Origin of the sequence: Dorea longicatena, from assembly GCF_025150085.1 — a bacterium.
GTDB lineage: Bacteria > Bacillota > Clostridia > Lachnospirales > Lachnospiraceae > Dorea_A > Dorea_A longicatena.
This window is the reverse complement of the sequence record NZ_CP102280.1, coordinates 1,372,606-1,389,038: the sequence shown is the minus strand read 5'-3', so window position 1 is coordinate 1,389,038 and position 16,433 is coordinate 1,372,606. Positions and strand designations below refer to the sequence as shown.

Genomic DNA, 16,433 nt, shown 5'->3' with positions numbered 1-16,433 from the left:
TCTTCGAATTTTGCTGGGTAAACATCCCATTTGCGTACCCCACTATTGTATAGTATAATCAATTCCAGAATGTTATACAAGGAGATTCTTATGAAAACTGTTGGACTTATCACAGAATACAATCCATTTCACAATGGACATCTTTATCATATAGAAAAAGCAAAAGAACTGACCGGTGCCGACCGGGTTATAGTCATCATGAGCGGCGACTATGTGCAACGTGGAACTCCCGCCGTTCTTTCCAAGCATTCAAGGGCACATATGGCCCTTTTAAACGGTGCATCTGTTGTGCTTGAACTTCCGGTCTGTTATTCCTGCGCAAGTGCAGAATTCTTTGCAAAGGGTGCAGTATCTGTCTTAGACGGTCTTGGCTGTATAGATGCGCTTTGTTTTGGGAGTGAATGTGGTAATCTGGAACATTTAACATCCATCGCACACCTTCTGTCTGCCGAACCAGAAACCTACCGTCACCATCTCCAGAGTTCATTAAAAAATGGCATGTCTTTTCCGGCAGCAAGATGTCACGCTCTCGAAAAAATGACTGGCGATGCCTATGCTTCACAGATTCTTTCTGATCCCAATAATATACTGGGAATTGAATATCTGAAAGCTCTTAAAGAACTGAACAGTCCGATTGTTCCATTTACCTTAAAAAGAGAATTTTCCGGATATCATGACACAGAACTTCATGACTGCTCCAGTTCTGCTTCTGCAATCCGAAAAGTCTTGATGAATATTCCGGCATCCCCGTACCTGCCAAAAAACATATCCGCACAGCTAAGCGAGCAATTACCACCCGGTTCTTTATCTATTATACAAAATGAATGGAACTTTTCCTGTCCTGTGGAAGCAGATGATTTTTCACTGTTGTTAAAATACCGCCTGCTGAGCGAACCCCATGAATCTCTTTGCAAATACCAGGATGTATCTGAAGAGCTTTCCAACCGAATCATCCGGAACCGGAATCAGTTTCGCTCTTTCGGACAATTCTGCACCCTTTTAAAAACAAAAGAACTGACTTACAGCCGTATCAGCAGAAGTTTACTGCATATTCTGCTATCCATAACCACAGAAGATATGCATGCATACCAGGACAATTCCTGTTCATATGCGCGTATTCTTGGTTTCCGGAAAGAACATACCGATGTCTTACGCGCGATGAAAGATCATGCTTCCATACCGATCATTACCAAACTAGGCAAATCAGCATCTCTTTTGTCACCGGAAGCTTCACGTATGTTGAACCAGACTTCTTTTGCTTCCGACCTGTACGAAAGTGTTATCTCCGATAAATTCGGCATACCGTTCACAAGCGAACAGCAAAAGCAGATTATACGTGTATAGTACTTCGACATATGATATTTTCTACGTTTCCCTTTGCATACTTTTGTATACAAAAACATGCGGCGTATGACGAAATATCTTCTTCCTGCGAATGGAAGCTGAACTTATTTCATCATGCGCCGCACATTTTATTATACATTACATGGATTTATTTTTAATTTTTGAAACTATGTACAGGAGCCGGAATTCTTCCTTTTCTATTTACAAATGCACTACAATCATATTCGTTAACAGGAATGATCGGAGCATATCCCAGCAGTCCGCCAAATTCGGCAGTCTCTCCTACATCTTTTCCGATAACCGGGATCAGACGTACAGCTGTTGTCTTCTGATTCACCATACCGATTGCCATCTCATCTGCAATAATTCCCGAAATAGTTGAAGCTGTTGTCTTACCTGGAATTGCAATCATGTCAAGTCCTACCGAACATACACATGTCATTGCTTCGAGTTTTTCGATCGTAAGAGCACCCATCTCTACTGCATCGATCATGCCTTTATCTTCACTGACAGGAATGAACGCACCACTTAAGCCGCCTACATAAGATGAAGCCATGACGCCGCCTTTTTTCACCTGATCATTCAGCATAGCAAGTGCTGCTGTTGTTCCCGGTGCTCCAACACGCTCCAGACCAATTTCTTCCAGGATCTCAGCCACACTGTCTCCTACTGCCGGAGTCGGTGCCAGTGACAGATCGATGATTCCGAACGGAATGCCAAGTCTCTTCGATGCCTCTCCCGCAACAAGCTGTCCCACACGAGTTACCTTAAAAGCAGTCTTTTTGATTGTTTCGCATAATTCTTCAAAACCTTTGCCACGTACCTGTTCAATTGCATGTTTTACAACTCCCGGTCCACTGACACCTACATTGATCACTGCATCTCCTTCTGTCACACCGAGGAACGCTCCCGCCATAAACGGATTATCATCCGGTGCATTACAGAATACCACAAGTTTTGCACATCCCAGAGAATCATTTTCTTTTGTTGCTTCTGCTGTTTCCTTAACAATCTCACCACACAGACGCACCGCATCCATATTGATTCCCGTCTTTGTAGAACCTACGTTGATGGAACTGCAGATTCGATCCGTACATGCGAGTGCCTGTGGTACAGAACGGATCAGATTCTCATCACTCTTTGTCATAGACTTTGACACCAGTGCCGAATATCCGCCGATAAAATTCACTCCGACTTCTTTTGCCGCTTTGTCCAATGTCTTTGCAATTGTCACAAAGTCTTCCGGACTCTTACATGCAGCACCGCCAATCAGCGCCACTGGTGTAATAGAAATTCGTTTGTTTACAATCGGAATACCGAATTCCTGTTCAATCTCTTCTCCGGTCTTTACAAGATCTTTTGCAACCGTAGTGATCTTGTTGTAAATATTTTCATTTAATTTATCAAGGTCTGCATCTATGCAATCCAACAGGCTGATTCCGAGAGTGATCGTACGTACATCCAGATTTTCCTCAGCAATCATCTGATTTGTCTCATATACTTCATATCTGTTTATCATGTGTTTTTTCCTGCCTTTCAGTGATTTTACTTATAATCTGTGCATTTTTTCAAATATTTCTTCTCTCTGGCAGTGAATAGTAACACCAATAGAAGTTCCGATCTCTTCCAGTTCTTTTGAAACTACGGCTACTTCTTTACTGCAATTTGTCACATCAACAATCATCATCATGTTAAAGTATCCATCCACGATGGTCTGCGAAATATCAAGGATATTAATGTTAGTTCCTGCAAGATATTCACATACTTTTGCAATAATACCTACGGTGTCTTTTCCTACAACTGTAATTACACATTTCTTCATGATTTGTTTTCCTCCTGTTGTCTTCACATCGTTTCTTACATTTTTGCTTCATTCTTATAATGTAATGATATCAGATACCTGATCTCGTTTGGCTACCATCATCGGAATATCATCTCCTTTATAAGGATTGTCACCGATACTGATCTCCAGTTTGACCGTTTCGTATGCCAGTTCTTCGTAATTGTTCTCTTTACTCAGATGTCCCAGAACTACATATTGCAGGTCATCATGTAATATATCGCAAAGAAGCTTTCCAGACAGTTCATTGGAAAGATGTCCCTTGTCGCCCATTACCCTTCGTTTCAATGGATATGGGTAAGGTCCTACTTCCAACATATGTATGTCATGGTTTGCTTCCAGAACGACCGCATTCAGATCGCTCAGATGTTCTACGGTATAATCATCATATACCCCGAGATCCGTTGCAACTGCAACAGATTTTTTTCCATTTTCAATTCTGTAACCAGACGGTTCATTTGCATCATGGGAAATTGCAAACGGATCTATATTCAATGTTCCAAGTGAAAATGGATGTTCTATCTCTATCTCATGTAAAAGGCCTTCCGGAAGTTTTCCGAGACTTTTACAATTCCTGATTCCTTCAATGGTTCCGGGCGTTGCATAGATTGGAATCTCATACTTTCTGCTGAACACACCAAGTCCCTGAATATGATCTACATGTTCGTGTGTGATCAGTATTCCCTCCAGCTCATCCCCTTTTATCTCCAACTTTGATAATCCTTCTTCGATTCTTTTCTTGCTGATTCCTGTATCGACCAGAAGATGTGTCTGATCATCTCCTACATAAATACAATTTCCACTGCTTCCACTCGCAATGCTGCATAATCTCATACTAAATAATATCTGCCTTTCCTATAAATCTTCCACGATCTTATTCAGCTGGATCTTTGTCTCTTCAAACTGTCCGCTGTTATCGATCACCCGGTCACAATGACGCATGAACAGATCTTTCGGAAGCTGTGCTTCAAAAATCTGATCGACCTTGCTGTCTTCATATCCTCTTGCGTATTTTAAACGTTTTCTTCTGATGGAATCCTCTACATACACATACCAGAGTTCATCACAAATTTCCTCATAATGATCTTCTATCAGAAGTGCGCCTTCTATCAGCATCAGATTCGTATTCTTGCGTTCTTCTCTTGTGATCTTTTTCTGAATCTCTTCTTTTACCCTCGGATGTACAATTCCATTTAACACAGAAAGTTCAACTCTGTCGGCAAATACAATGTCAGAAAGCTTCGCACGATCCAGTTCACCTTTTTCATCCAGGATTTCATTCCCGAAATGAGCCACAATTTCATCAAAGCATTCTGTTCCTTTTTTCTGTAGTTTCTTTCCTACTTCATCCGTCATACAAATAGTCGCACCATACTTATTATTCAGATATTCCAGAATCTGTGTCTTTCCTGCGCCTACTCCTCCGGTAATTCCTATAATCTTCATCTTTCACACCTCTTATTTTGCTTCGTACCAGTTATCTCCTGTATGCATATCTATCTCAAGCGGTACTTTTAATTCTGCCGCATGTTCCATTTCTTCTTTCAAGATATTCTGAACCTCATCCAGCTCCGGCTCATACGCCTCGATCAAAAGTTCATCATGTACCTGTAATACAAGTCTTGATTTCATCTTCTGGTCTTTCAGTCTCTGATTCACCCGGATCATTGCAATCTTGATGATATCAGCTGCTGCTCCCTGAATCGGTGAATTCATTGCCACACGCTCACCGAACGAACGCTGCATGAAGTTGCTGGAAGAAAGCTCTGGTACCGGTCTGCGTCTTCCAAAGAGCGTCACCACATAACCTTCTTCTTTGGCATGCGTTACTGCATGATCCAGAAATGTCTTAATTCCCGGATAGGTTGCAAAATAATCATCAATATATTTTGCAGCTTCTTTACGTGTAATACTTAAATCCTGGCTTAATCCGAACGAACTGATTCCGTACACGATACCAAAATTTACAGCCTTTGCATTTCGCCTCTGCTGAGGAGTTACTTCATCAAACGGTATATGAAATACCTGTGATGCCGTAATCCGATGGATATCACTCTGTTCCTTGTATGCCTGGATCAGATGCTCATCTCCTGAGCAATGTGCCAGAACACGAAGTTCAATCTGCGAATAATCGGCATCCACAAATCGATATCCTTCTTCCGGAATAAATACTTTACGAATCAGACGTCCAAGTTCCATCCTTACCGGAATATTCTGAAGATTCGGTTCGGTACTGCTGATTCTTCCGGTCGCCGTAATCGTCTGGTTAAATTTTCCATGAATCCGCCCATCATCCTGAATATAATTCGCCAGCCCGTCTGCATATGTGGACTTGAGTTTGGTATATTGACGATATTCCAGAATCTTTGCGACTACCGGATGTTCCGGTGCAAGCTTTTCCAGTACATCTGCCGCAGTCGAATAACCTGTCTTTGTCTTGCGCCCACCCGGGAGCTTCATATTTTCAAACAGTACAACTCCAAGCTGCTTTGGTGAATTAATATTAAATGTCTCACCTGCTTCTTCGTAAATTTCTTTTTCCAGTTCGGCAATTTTACCCGCGAGTTGATCGCCATACTGTTTCAAAGCATCCGCTTCTACACGGATTCCATTTTGTTCCATATCAAACAATGTGAATACCAACGGCATCTCAATATCCCGGAACAACGTATCCATCTTTGTATCCCGTAATTTCTGCCGCAGAACCTCTACCGACGCATAATTTACATAAGACTCATAGCAGGCTTTCATATCCTGATCGATCTTTTCATCAATCATCAGACCCAGATGTTCTCTTGCAACATCTTCCCATGTATAATTATTTTTAAGTGGATTCAAAAGATATGCAGCCACACTAACATCAAAGCAGTTTGCCTGATTCCGGATTGTTACCTGTTCCATAGACTCTTTTAAATGGAACATTGCATACGTTTCTGCCTTCTCAGCCACATCCGCAAGTTTTTTCAGTAACCATTCTCCGGTTATGTCTTTTTCAACTTTGATACAATAACTTTCCTCTTTTGAAAAGCACAGTCCGATACCTCCAAGTCCGGCCTGATCTGCAAACAACGGTAATACATTTTCCAGATCTTTGAAGATTACGGCGCCTATTGTACTTGCTTCTTCCGCCTGTACAAAGACTTTCTCCGCTTCTGATTTGGAAGTAATGATCTTAAATCCGTCCTCGACCTTGTTGACCGGTGCCGAAACATCGAATCTTGAAAGAAGATTTTTAAATTCCAGTTTCTGGAAAAAGATATATGCTTCTTCCGTATATAGATTACCGAGCTTTGCTTCGGATAGTTCATACGGGAAATCAGCCTTTACATTGATCGTTGCCAGCTCTTTACTGAGCACCGCAAGATCCCAGTGTTCACTTAAAGCCTTGGATGCTCTTGGCGGTTTCAGCTCATCCACATGTTCATGCGCTTCTTCAATCGAATGATACTGTGTAATGATCTTTGTCGCTGTCTTCTCCCCGATGCTTGGAACTCCTGGAATATTATCTGCCGTATCTCCCATCAGTGCCTTCAGATCAATAAATTCTTTTGGCGTCACCTGATAACGTTCTTCAACATCTTTAGCGTAGTAATCTTCAATTTCTGTCTTGCCCTGCTTAGTCTTCGGAATTCGGATTTTTACATGCTCTGTCGCAAGCTGCAGCAGATCGCGGTCTCCGGAAATAACGGTAACTTCCATACCCTCATTCTCACATCGATTGGATAATGTTCCAATCAGATCATCGGCTTCCAGGCCGGCACATTCAATCGTCTTAACCCTCATTGCGCGAAGCACTTCTTTGATCACCGGAACCTGCTGCCTTAACTCATCAGCCATCGGCTTTCTTGTTCCTTTATATTCTGCATACATCTTGTGTCTGAAAGTCGGGGCGTGAACATCGAATGCCACCGTCAGATATTCTGGTTTTTCTTCTTCCAGAAGTTTAAACATAATCGTTAGAAATCCATATATTGCATTTGTATGAAGGCCCTCGGCATTCGTCAGATCCGGCAGCCCGTAAAAAGCCCGGTTAAGAATACTGTGGCCGTCAATCAGAACAATTTTACTGCTCATTTTGTCTCTCCACCTAAATAGTTCATTTCTTATAAAATCACTATCTTACTATACACCAATTTGTGCCTTTTTAAAAGGTTAATTTTTCTCACTGATTTTCTTTCTACGGTTTCTTTTCATTTTTAGAAAAAGGGGATTGACAGACATTACATTTATAGTTATAATTTATTTTGTTGTGTAAGCAACATATATGCGGATATGGCGGAATGGCAGACGCACAAGACTCAAAATCTTGCGGAGGTGACTTCGTGTGGGTTCAAGTCCCACTATCCGCATTCAAAAAGCCCAGTAAAATCAAGAGGTTTAACGATTAGAGACATTTACTTTTCTTACTATTTTTGTTACTATGGTTTCGTAAGAAGTAAATGTTTTTTTTATACTCTTCCAGCACATTCCATGAATTTGCTCTTTTCTTCCATGGAACTCACATCGTATGTATAATTTTCTTCATTTACTTTTTCCGTATGACCCAACAAAGACACTGCTACTGTTCCAGATACACCGGCACATTTCATATTAGAATTCAATGTTCTTCTGATAGCATGGATACTTTTCTTGTTATGGAATTCTGCTGTTGTTGTGTTATTAACTGCACAGTCTGATATTCTTGAAGCATACACTCTTCCCCTGTCATCTTGAAAAACATACTCGCCTAACCAGCCATTCTTAAATTCAAACTCTTTTACTTTTCTTAATACCCTTGCCATATCATCTGTCAATGGATTATCTGAGTCGGCGAATTGTTGAGTCAGAACATGAAACTGTCCGTCAGCAATGGAATAAAGCTTCTCTTGAAAAGAGTGTATCAGAAATTCACGAACGGCAGCAGGACAAAGAAAAGCACACCTAAAGGCGTTTCTCCCTTAAGTGTGCTTCTATTATTCACGTTAATAGTCAAATATAAAAAGCATAATTACTTTTGGATGGGCGGTGTATCCATCATCTCAGGTACTCTTTTCAGAGTGCGTCGGGAACCATTTCCGACCTCAAAAATAACTATGCTTATTATCAATGTATGTTGTTTACATTTATACTATACTATTCATTTTCGTCATTGTCAATATTTGCGTTTTTTATTCTTCCACTGTACAAACGTCTACTTATCTTTGAACCTTGGATATCATACATCGAAGAAACATATAAATATTGACCATCTTTTTCCAACTTTACTCCAACCAATACATTCTTAGAATACTTTTTTATAAACCCAATACTTTTATCATTTTCATTAGGATTAACACCTACATAATCTGGATTTTCTATAATCTCCGGAAGATAATCAATATACTTTAAACAATTAAAATGTTTTCTTTTAACCATATGTGCTGGTAAACCTTTTGACCTAAATATGTCTAACTCTTCTATATCAATACTTAACAATTCATTATATCGCAAATCATATTTTCCAACTTTTATCAAGTCATTCTTTTCATCCATATTGGTATTTTCCGTTTCTATATATTATGTTTATTATAACATATATCCATTTATAGCCCAATCCCTTCTGCCTTTACATTATTATAAAACAGCAACGCTCCCAACCAATACTCGAACTGATCTTTTGATTTAGGTAGAGAATTTGTCATACTGATTATTCTCTCAGTGTCGAGTTTATAACTCTAACGTCAATAGAGTTTATTCCTCTTAGACAAATATCTTTGAGGTGAATTTCTATGGATTACAAAGAACGCATACGTGCATTACGTGAAGATAATGATTATACGCAATCCCGTATTGCAGGATTACTTAATATTGGACAGAACACCTATGCTGATTATGAACTTGGCAAAACACGAATCCCTGTAGACTCACTTATTAAGTTGGCTCAGTTCTATAACGTAGATATGAATTATATCACTGATATCAGCAAGACCGTTCACAAATTTCCTAAAGAAAAACAGCAACTGGCAGCAGTCAATAAACGTAAAAAAATAGTCATACCAGAACACACTCTTCACTGCTGCCAGTTTTATCCCATCCAATTATCTAAATTGAATAGCCTCGATTCTAAGTTCCTGGCCTACGGTTCCAAGAGTAGCTACTCCATCGGCTCTTGTCTAGTCTGTCCATCCGGAGTTCTGGATATGAACACGATATTCAAAGTCACCTTCAAAGCATAAGCATTCGATACGTTTCTTTTCGCCTACGGTTCCGATAATCGTATCTTTGGTAATCATGCCGTAATCCACCCATCCTTTGCTCTGTACGTGCGGTTCGACGGAGAACATGGATTTCTTAATCTCCAGTGCTTCCATCTGCAGTCCTTTTCCGGTCGTACCAGCCCACTCTCCGTTGTTGGCCCATTCTGACCAGCCAATACTCTTCTGGTGGACTCTGTACAGATAGAAAGATTCCTTTCCGGTGATCCGGATCGCTTCCAGTCTTCTGTTCTGTCCGGTGGTTCCGATCAGTGTGTCCTTCTTGATGTTCTTGTATTCTTTATTACCGATTTCTTTCATATGAACTACAACGCCTCTACTTGCACCGTTACTTATATTGTACTTCCGGCAATAGCACACCAACGGAGACAAAAAATGTTCATATCCTTAGGTAGCAATAAAATATTTATCTGTTTCTTCTTTTATAAATTACAATTTCTGTTACCACTGCAATTCCAAACGCACACAACATTACCAGCCATAAATCCATACGATTTTCATCACCTGTTTTTGGAGATTTTCGAACTTCCTTTGAATTATGCCCCGGCTTTTCTACAATTGTATTTTTCGGAATTTCCTGTTTTCTATACAAAACAGTCTGATCTGCATTTTCGATATCTTCTTCTTTTGCGATCAAGTGTTCTTCTTCATCATAAAGCCTTTCGAATACTACAACTGATTTTCCAGCCAACCTGCGTGCATCCAGTTCAAATGTCATCTCAATCGTTCCTTCTTCATTTTCTGGAACAAAAGATATCCCGGCAGTCACTCTTTTTCCATTTTCATCAACTAATTCTTTTCCGGTTTCTTTATCCATCAAAACACCTTTCAAAACATAGGTTTCATCTGGCAACAAATTCTTATAAGTTATCTGATCTATAATTTTTTGCTTTTCCTTTGCCTCTCCTTCTTGTGTCTTTGAGTTCTCGTCCAACGCTTTTGTACCAATTTCCGGGAAATAAATGCTTTGTTCTTTCGCTTCCGGGTCTTTATGCTCTGCTATGCTCTTACCGTCTGCTTTGATTTCTTCATACACAACTATCGTTTTTCCGCACAGCTCATCGGCGCTGATTTCAAATCTAAGCTCTACACTTCCTTCTGATTTTTCCGGAACAAATTCTAATGTCCTTTCTTCACTCACCGGATTTCCCGTTTCTTTTTCTACGATCATTCCGTGCAATGTGTAATTTCTACCCGGCAGCAGATTCCTATATTTTACAGTATCAAGCAGTTCTACAGTTCCATCTGCCAGTGCATGATGCGTTTCTGTCTCTTTATTAAGCGCAACCGTTTCCACCTCTGGTACATACATAGTCTGTTCTTCATCTTCCAGATCCGCATGTGTACCATATAATTTCTCGCCATAATAAAGCTTTTCAAATGCCACCAGTATCTTCCCGCCGAGATTCGTTCCATCAAAATTAAATTTTACATCTACCGATCCATCCGTATCTTCCGCAACAAACTCCACACTTGATGTTATCTTCTCACCGTTTGCATCTTTTACTGCCTTTCCGGTATCTTTGTCCATTAAGATTCCTGTAATCTTATATTTCTTTCCTTTCTTTAAATTATGATATTCTACCGTATCGGTAATCTGCATATCCTTTTCAGACTTTATAATATGTATTCCCGTTTGATCGTCTTTCACAGAAGTCTTCAATTCCGGAAAATGTATCATCTGACTGACATCTTCAATATCTTTATGTACCGCGATCAGCTCCTCGTTCAGATAACACTCTTCAAACACTGTAATATTTTTTCCTGCTAATGTATTTCCATCGAAATTAAACTCTACTTCCACACTGCCTTTTGCTGTTTTAGGAATGAATTTCTGCAATCCGAATATTTTCTTCCCTTTTGAATCCAGAACAGGCTCCCCCGTTTTGTGATCCATCAGTATTCCCTTCATGACGTATTCTTTTCCCTTTTTAAGGCCTGTATAAGTAACCGTATCTATCACCGTTACACTCTCATCTGCATTAGAATAATGAGTTCCTGTCTCTTCATCCTTCGCCACTGTAGAGATCACAAGATCAGGATTCATAATTGTTCCCAAGTCTAATATATAATTGTCACGGGAAATTTTAAATGTTCCTTTGTACAATGCTTTGTCCACATTTTGTCCACAGCGTAGTTCTTCCATTTTATAAGTATCATAAGGAAATGCACCATTATCATCATTTACTTCCGACATCTCTCCGCCGCTATTAAGCCCAAACCAAATTCCGCTTTCTGCCTGACCTGTATTGGTATTTTCACTGTGTTTTACATAATTGGAGGCCGATGAAAAATATCCATTCGCATCTGTCATAATCATGTGGCTCTCTCCCGTCGTTACAGATGTGATTCGAAACGGAATTCCTGCCATAGATTCTTGTGTTTCTTCATCTTTCTTCTGAAATTCTATATCTCCTCTGAATATACGATCCGCAATTTTATATGTATTGCCTCCCTGTATCTTCGCAAGATTTCCGTCCTGTATAATTTTAGTCAGATAATATGTGCCCTCTGTTTTCCCTTCTACACTTTCTATATACGCTCCGTCCAGTGAATATCCTTCCGGTGCTTTTGTCTCTTCAATACTGATCGTTCCAAGCGGAAGTACCGGAATCTTTCCATCTTCTGCATAATAAAAATCATCCCCGCTAATTTGATAATCTTTATTCAATCTGCTTTCATATCTATCTTTTTCTTTTTTCGATTTTAAGACCCAGGTTCTGTCCGGCGTTTTTGGAAGTGTAGCCTGATCATATATGCCTGCATAATAACATACGGTAAATTCGGCACCCTCCAGACTTCCTGCCCCATGTGATTTTCCTGCTTTATATTCCTGATCAATCTTTTCAAGAATAAGTTCCATATCCGAGTACACCGGCACATCCTTCACGTTTACAGAAACAGTCTGGCCGGAAACAACAGTCACAGGATAAACCGTTTCATCCAGCCGGTATCCTTTCGGCGCTTTCTTTTCTTTCACATAGTAAGTTCCCTCTTCAAGTTCTACAGTGTTAGAATTTCCTTCTTTATCCGTCGTAAATGTCGCTGCTTCATTGGTCGCCGACCGATCTTTGTAAATTCCATAGCATGCGTCTTCCAGAGAATACTGTGGATTCCCATTCGTAAGCACCGTCTGTGTTTTCCCCTTTTTTAATTTCGCATAGCCGCTGTAATAGATCAACGCAGAACCACTGATTCTCTGATATCCGATCAGTCTTCCGCCACTGTCTTTTGTTACGCCATCCGTCGATCCTGTAACACTGGTACAATACAGATTCCCCATCACTTCGCCGGTAACTTTATTAACTCCGGTAACCGTATATCTGTATGTATACTCCTGGCCAACATACGGAGCCGCAGCTGTGTGATCCGCACAGCCACCAGTAGCTGTTACTCCAGCCAGGATTCCGGTAAATCCGCCTATCGTTACACTATGTACGGTATGTCCATTTCCCCCATCTACAGCAGTGATTACACAATTTCCGGTAAACACATCCCCTGCTTCCGGTTTATTATAATTTCCACGTGTCTGTCCTGTTCTTACTGCTCTTATTTTCTTATCTTCTTTACCGAAAGTAACTACAACTTTCTTCTCCAATTCCATAGCAGTGACGTCTCGCCAGAAACATTTTCCCTGCACTTCTGATACATCTTCCAACTCATAATTTCCGTCTTTATCCAACACATGTACTGCAATATCCGTTTCTTTCGGGGATTCGGCCTGTACGCGCACACACATTCCCTTTGGTACTTCTATCACACTTCCGGATGTAATCTCCTGCGTTCTTTCTGCTGTATCTGTCACTGTTACTATTCCTTCTCCAACAACTTCAAAACTCATCTTTTTTGCAACTTCTCTGGCATCTGCAGAAGTCTTTGACACACCAAAAACAAACATCTGACACAATAAAATTCCTGCCATCAAAGAAGCTGCGGCCTTTTTGCCTCTATGCATCTTTGTCATATGTTTCCTCACTTTCTTTTTTCATTTATAATATTAATCCGACCGCTGTCACTACCTCCCTTCAAAAAACAACGTTCATTTTACCGGATTACTTTCTTACATATTTACAAATATAAATGGATTGTCTGGCAACATCATATAAGAATTCTGATCTGCCTTTTTTGAACATTTATTGATATTAAAGACTGAATAACTGAATGTCATTCAAGTATTTTCGTATATAATACAACACAGGTTCTAAGAATGTCAATCCCTAAAACCTGTGTTATTAAATTATTATTTAGCAGTATATTACTTTTTAAAGTGCATCTTCCGGGAAAAGTGCATCGTCTACTGCTGTAAGATCTTTTTGTGGAATATAATAAGCTCCGTCTTTATCAACTTTTACATTGACAGTTACAGTAGTCTTATCACCGTATGTCGGATTATTCATTTTTTCATCCATAAGTTCATACATCTTTTTCATGATCGCTTCATTCAGTTCTTCATCACTTGGGACATATTCGATATTTGAATATGTATCTGTTACCCAATTGTCAAGTTCTTCAGATACTGTGGAAAATGCTGTAAATGGCTGAACTTCTACGGATACCTTAAATTCATCATCTCCAGCTTCTTTTACCTCTCCAACCTTATAATTGGCAGATTTTAACATTTTTTCAAAAAGCTTACGATAATTAGCCTTCAATTCATCTGAAACACCTGTTTCATCAAATCCGGCTTCCTTCATACTGTTATCAAGATTTGTCTCGTATTCTTTCTTTGCCTCTTTTTCTGTGGAGTCTGTTATTTCTGCATATTCTTTAAATTCTGCCTTGTAACCGGCATCCAGTGCAGATTTTACATAATCCTTTGCTTCATCTGTCGTCATGCCTCCACATCCGCACAACACAAGCATTACTCCTGTCAGCATTGCTGCCAACACGCCCCGTTTCCTCATAAATTTATCCTCCTCTAAAAAGTGATAGTATCTTTCCATTATCAGAAAGATACTATCATTATACCAGATTTGTTCACACTGGAAACTATTCTTTTATCAGCTTTTTCCCAATATCAAAGCAATCAAATGTGGCAAAATAATCTGCCGGCGTCTCCGCTCTTCTGATCAGCTGTGTAGATCCATCCTCTTTCAGAAGAACCTCTGCGGATTTTAATTTTCCATTGTAATTGTAACCCATAGAGAAGCCATGTGCTCCCGTATCATGGATCACCAGTATATCTCCCATATCAATCTTCGGAAGCATACGATCGATTGCAAATTTATCATTGTTCTCACACAAAGATCCTGTCACATCATATTTGTGATCGCAAGGTGTATCTTCTTTGCCCATTACTGTAATGTGATGGTAAGCTCCGTACATTGCCGGACGCATAAGGTTAACCGCACATGCATCTACACCAATGTATTCTTTATGTGTATGTTTCTCGTGGATTGCAGTTGTAACCAGGCATCCATAAGGTCCCATCATGAAACGTCCCATCTCTGTATAGATTGCGACATCTCCCATACCTGCAGGTACCAGTACTTCTTCGTATACACGGCGGACACCATCACCGATCGCACGAATATCATTCGGCTCCTGATCTGGTTTGTAAGGAATACCTACACCACCGGACAGGTTGATGAATTTGATGTGTACACCTGTTTCCTTCTGAAGTTTTACCGCAACTTCAAACAGTACTTTCGCAAGCATCGGATAATATTCATTTGTTACGGTATTACTTGCAAGGAATGCATGGATACCAAATTCTTTTGCTCCTTTTGCTTTCAGAATTTTGAAAGCTTCAAATAGCTGTTCAGTTGTCATTCCGTATTTTGCATCTCCCGGATTATCCATGATATCATTACTGATCTTGAACATTCCGCCCGGATTGTAACGACAGCTGATAGTCTCCGGAATATGTCCGATTGCTTTTTCAAGAAAATCAATGTGTGTGATATCATCCAGGTTGATGATCGCATTCAGCTTATCTGCCAGTACGAATTCTTCTGCAGGTGTATCATTCGAAGAAAACATAATATCCTCTCCTGTTGCCCCGATCGCATCGGAAAGCATCAGTTCTGTATAAGAAGAACAGTCACATCCGCATCCGTATTCTCTTAAAATATTGATCAGAAATGGATTCGGTGTTGCCTTTACTGCAAAATATTCTCTGTATCCCTTATTCCATGAAAACGCTTCTTTTAAGGCTTTCATATTCTCACGCATTCCTTTTTCATCATATAAATGAAATGGTGTCGGATATGTTTTGATTATCTCATCCAACTGTGCTTTTGTTACAAATGGTTCTTTTTTCATCAATCTCTGTTCTCCTCTCGTATCGATAATAATTTTATCTCATTCGCAAGTGCTGTCTTGTATAATTCCACAAAGTTTTTTTGTCCGGAATAAAGACACGTATTCATGCTTCCTTCTCCGTATTCACCTGTCAGTACATATTTGGAGTCAGCAATGACTCCGACCTGCATTCCTCTGCTCTCTCCGAGATATACTTTTGCATTGTGGAAAGTTGCCGGCTGATCCGTAATGATCACAACCTTTTTTCTCGCTTCCATCAGTGCATCCAGTTCCCGGATCAGAAGTAACAGATAATTTCTTGTACAGCTGATATAAACTCTCTGATCTACCTGCGATAACAGATTTTTTATCTTATTCAGTATATTCTCTGCGCCTTCGATCGTAATATATCCTTCTGCGTATGCTTTTTCCGATGGCATATGTTCCTGCAGCCATCTTGCGGATTCTTCCAGCTTGCGGACACGATTCTTGCAAAACTCGTTGAGCGGGACAGGCACATACTTCCTGGTACTTGCCTCTTCCACAAGATATGCCGCACCTTTCTCTGTCATACTTGCCAGAGAATTATATGCATTAGACCTGGATATTCCTGTCTGTTTTGCAACCTCATACCCTGTTACCTTTCCCTCTGTCAGCAGGCACTGATAAATGCTTGCCTCCTGTCTTGTAAGTCCGAATTCCATCAGGCGCTCTGTAAATGATGTCTGTTCCATCTTAATCATTCACCTCTGGGTTCATTAGTAGTTCTCTAC

The 16,433-nt window shown here is 40.0% G+C and carries 14 protein-coding genes and 1 tRNA gene; 3 read left to right on the top strand and 12 right to left on the bottom strand.

Annotated features, from left to right (window positions below; genetic code table 11):
• Positions 1–90: 90 nt before the first annotated feature.
• Positions 91–1,344 (top strand): nucleotidyltransferase, encoded by a 1,254-nt coding sequence (locus tag NQ508_RS06530; RefSeq protein ID WP_022415682.1) that lies wholly within the window; start codon positions 91–93, stop codon positions 1,342–1,344.
• A gap of 154 nt (positions 1,345–1,498) precedes the next feature.
• On the opposite strand, the gene NQ508_RS06525 is transcribed toward NQ508_RS06530, so the two are convergent.
• From NQ508_RS06525 to polA, 5 genes are read right to left on the bottom strand one after another with little or no spacing between them, the layout of a single operon-like run.
• Positions 1,499–2,863, bottom strand: coding sequence for a PFL family protein (locus NQ508_RS06525; protein WP_006426683.1), 1,365 nt, complete (start codon positions 2,861–2,863; stop codon positions 1,499–1,501).
• Between the two features lie 30 nt (positions 2,864–2,893).
• Positions 2,894–3,166: an ACT domain-containing protein gene (locus NQ508_RS06520; protein ID WP_006426684.1), complete on the bottom strand. Its 273-nt coding sequence runs from the start codon at positions 3,164–3,166 to the stop codon at positions 2,894–2,896.
• 54 nt (positions 3,167–3,220) lie between these two features.
• Positions 3,221–4,018, bottom strand: coding sequence for an MBL fold metallo-hydrolase (locus tag NQ508_RS06515; RefSeq protein ID WP_006426685.1), 798 nt, complete (start codon positions 4,016–4,018; stop codon positions 3,221–3,223).
• 21 nt (positions 4,019–4,039) lie between these two features.
• On the bottom strand, positions 4,040–4,630 hold the full coding sequence (coaE, locus tag NQ508_RS06510) for a dephospho-CoA kinase (protein WP_006426686.1): 591 nt from the start codon (positions 4,628–4,630) through the stop codon (positions 4,040–4,042).
• A 12-nt stretch (positions 4,631–4,642) separates the two neighbouring features.
• Positions 4,643–7,258, bottom strand: a complete 2,616-nt coding sequence (gene polA, locus NQ508_RS06505) for a DNA polymerase I (RefSeq protein WP_006426687.1) — start codon at positions 7,256–7,258, stop codon at positions 4,643–4,645.
• A gap of 192 nt (positions 7,259–7,450) precedes the next feature.
• Between polA and NQ508_RS06500 the strand changes: the two genes are divergently transcribed.
• Positions 7,451–7,533, top strand: a tRNA-Leu gene (locus tag NQ508_RS06500).
• Between the two features lie 99 nt (positions 7,534–7,632).
• On the opposite strand, the gene NQ508_RS06495 is transcribed toward NQ508_RS06500, so the two are convergent.
• The gene (locus NQ508_RS06495; protein WP_006426688.1) at positions 7,633–7,965 is read right to left on the bottom strand and encodes a hypothetical protein; all 333 of its coding nucleotides are present in this window, start codon (positions 7,963–7,965) and stop codon (positions 7,633–7,635) included.
• A gap of 331 nt (positions 7,966–8,296) precedes the next feature.
• The gene (locus NQ508_RS06490; RefSeq protein WP_006426689.1) at positions 8,297–8,695 is read right to left on the bottom strand and encodes a PBECR3 domain-containing polyvalent protein; all 399 of its coding nucleotides are present in this window, start codon (positions 8,693–8,695) and stop codon (positions 8,297–8,299) included.
• A 236-nt stretch (positions 8,696–8,931) separates the two neighbouring features.
• On the opposite strand from NQ508_RS06490, the gene NQ508_RS14435 reads away from it, so the two are divergent.
• A complete protein-coding gene (locus NQ508_RS14435) occupies positions 8,932–9,378 on the top strand; it encodes a helix-turn-helix domain-containing protein (protein WP_242654654.1) in 447 nt (148 codons plus the stop codon).
• Here the strand turns inward: NQ508_RS14435 and NQ508_RS06480 are convergent.
• The 5 genes from NQ508_RS06480 to NQ508_RS06460 all read right to left on the bottom strand — a co-directional run bounded on the left by NQ508_RS06480 (position 9,316) and on the right by NQ508_RS06460 (position 16,394).
• Positions 9,316–9,717 carry a hypothetical protein gene (locus NQ508_RS06480; RefSeq protein WP_006426690.1) on the bottom strand — a complete coding sequence of 134 codons (402 nt, stop codon included), beginning with the start codon at positions 9,715–9,717 and terminating at the stop codon, positions 9,316–9,318. The two genes, NQ508_RS14435 and NQ508_RS06480, sit on opposite strands and share 63 nt — an antisense overlap.
• Positions 9,718–9,823: 106 nt before the next feature.
• Complete coding sequence (locus NQ508_RS06475) at positions 9,824–13,381, bottom strand: VaFE repeat-containing surface-anchored protein (RefSeq protein WP_006426691.1); 3,558 nt, start codon at positions 13,379–13,381, stop codon at positions 9,824–9,826.
• 298 nt (positions 13,382–13,679) lie between these two features.
• Positions 13,680–14,321 (bottom strand): hypothetical protein, encoded by a 642-nt coding sequence (locus NQ508_RS06470; RefSeq protein WP_044919606.1) that lies wholly within the window; start codon positions 14,319–14,321, stop codon positions 13,680–13,682.
• 85 nt (positions 14,322–14,406) lie between these two features.
• A complete protein-coding gene (locus tag NQ508_RS06465) occupies positions 14,407–15,681 on the bottom strand; it encodes a diaminopimelate decarboxylase (protein ID WP_006426694.1) in 1,275 nt (424 codons plus the stop codon).
• Entirely contained in the window at positions 15,681–16,394 is a 714-nt protein-coding gene (locus NQ508_RS06460) for a TrmB family transcriptional regulator (protein WP_044919609.1), read from the bottom strand. The genes NQ508_RS06465 and NQ508_RS06460 overlap by 1 nt, the downstream gene beginning before the upstream one ends.
• Positions 16,395–16,433: the final 39 nt, after the last annotated feature.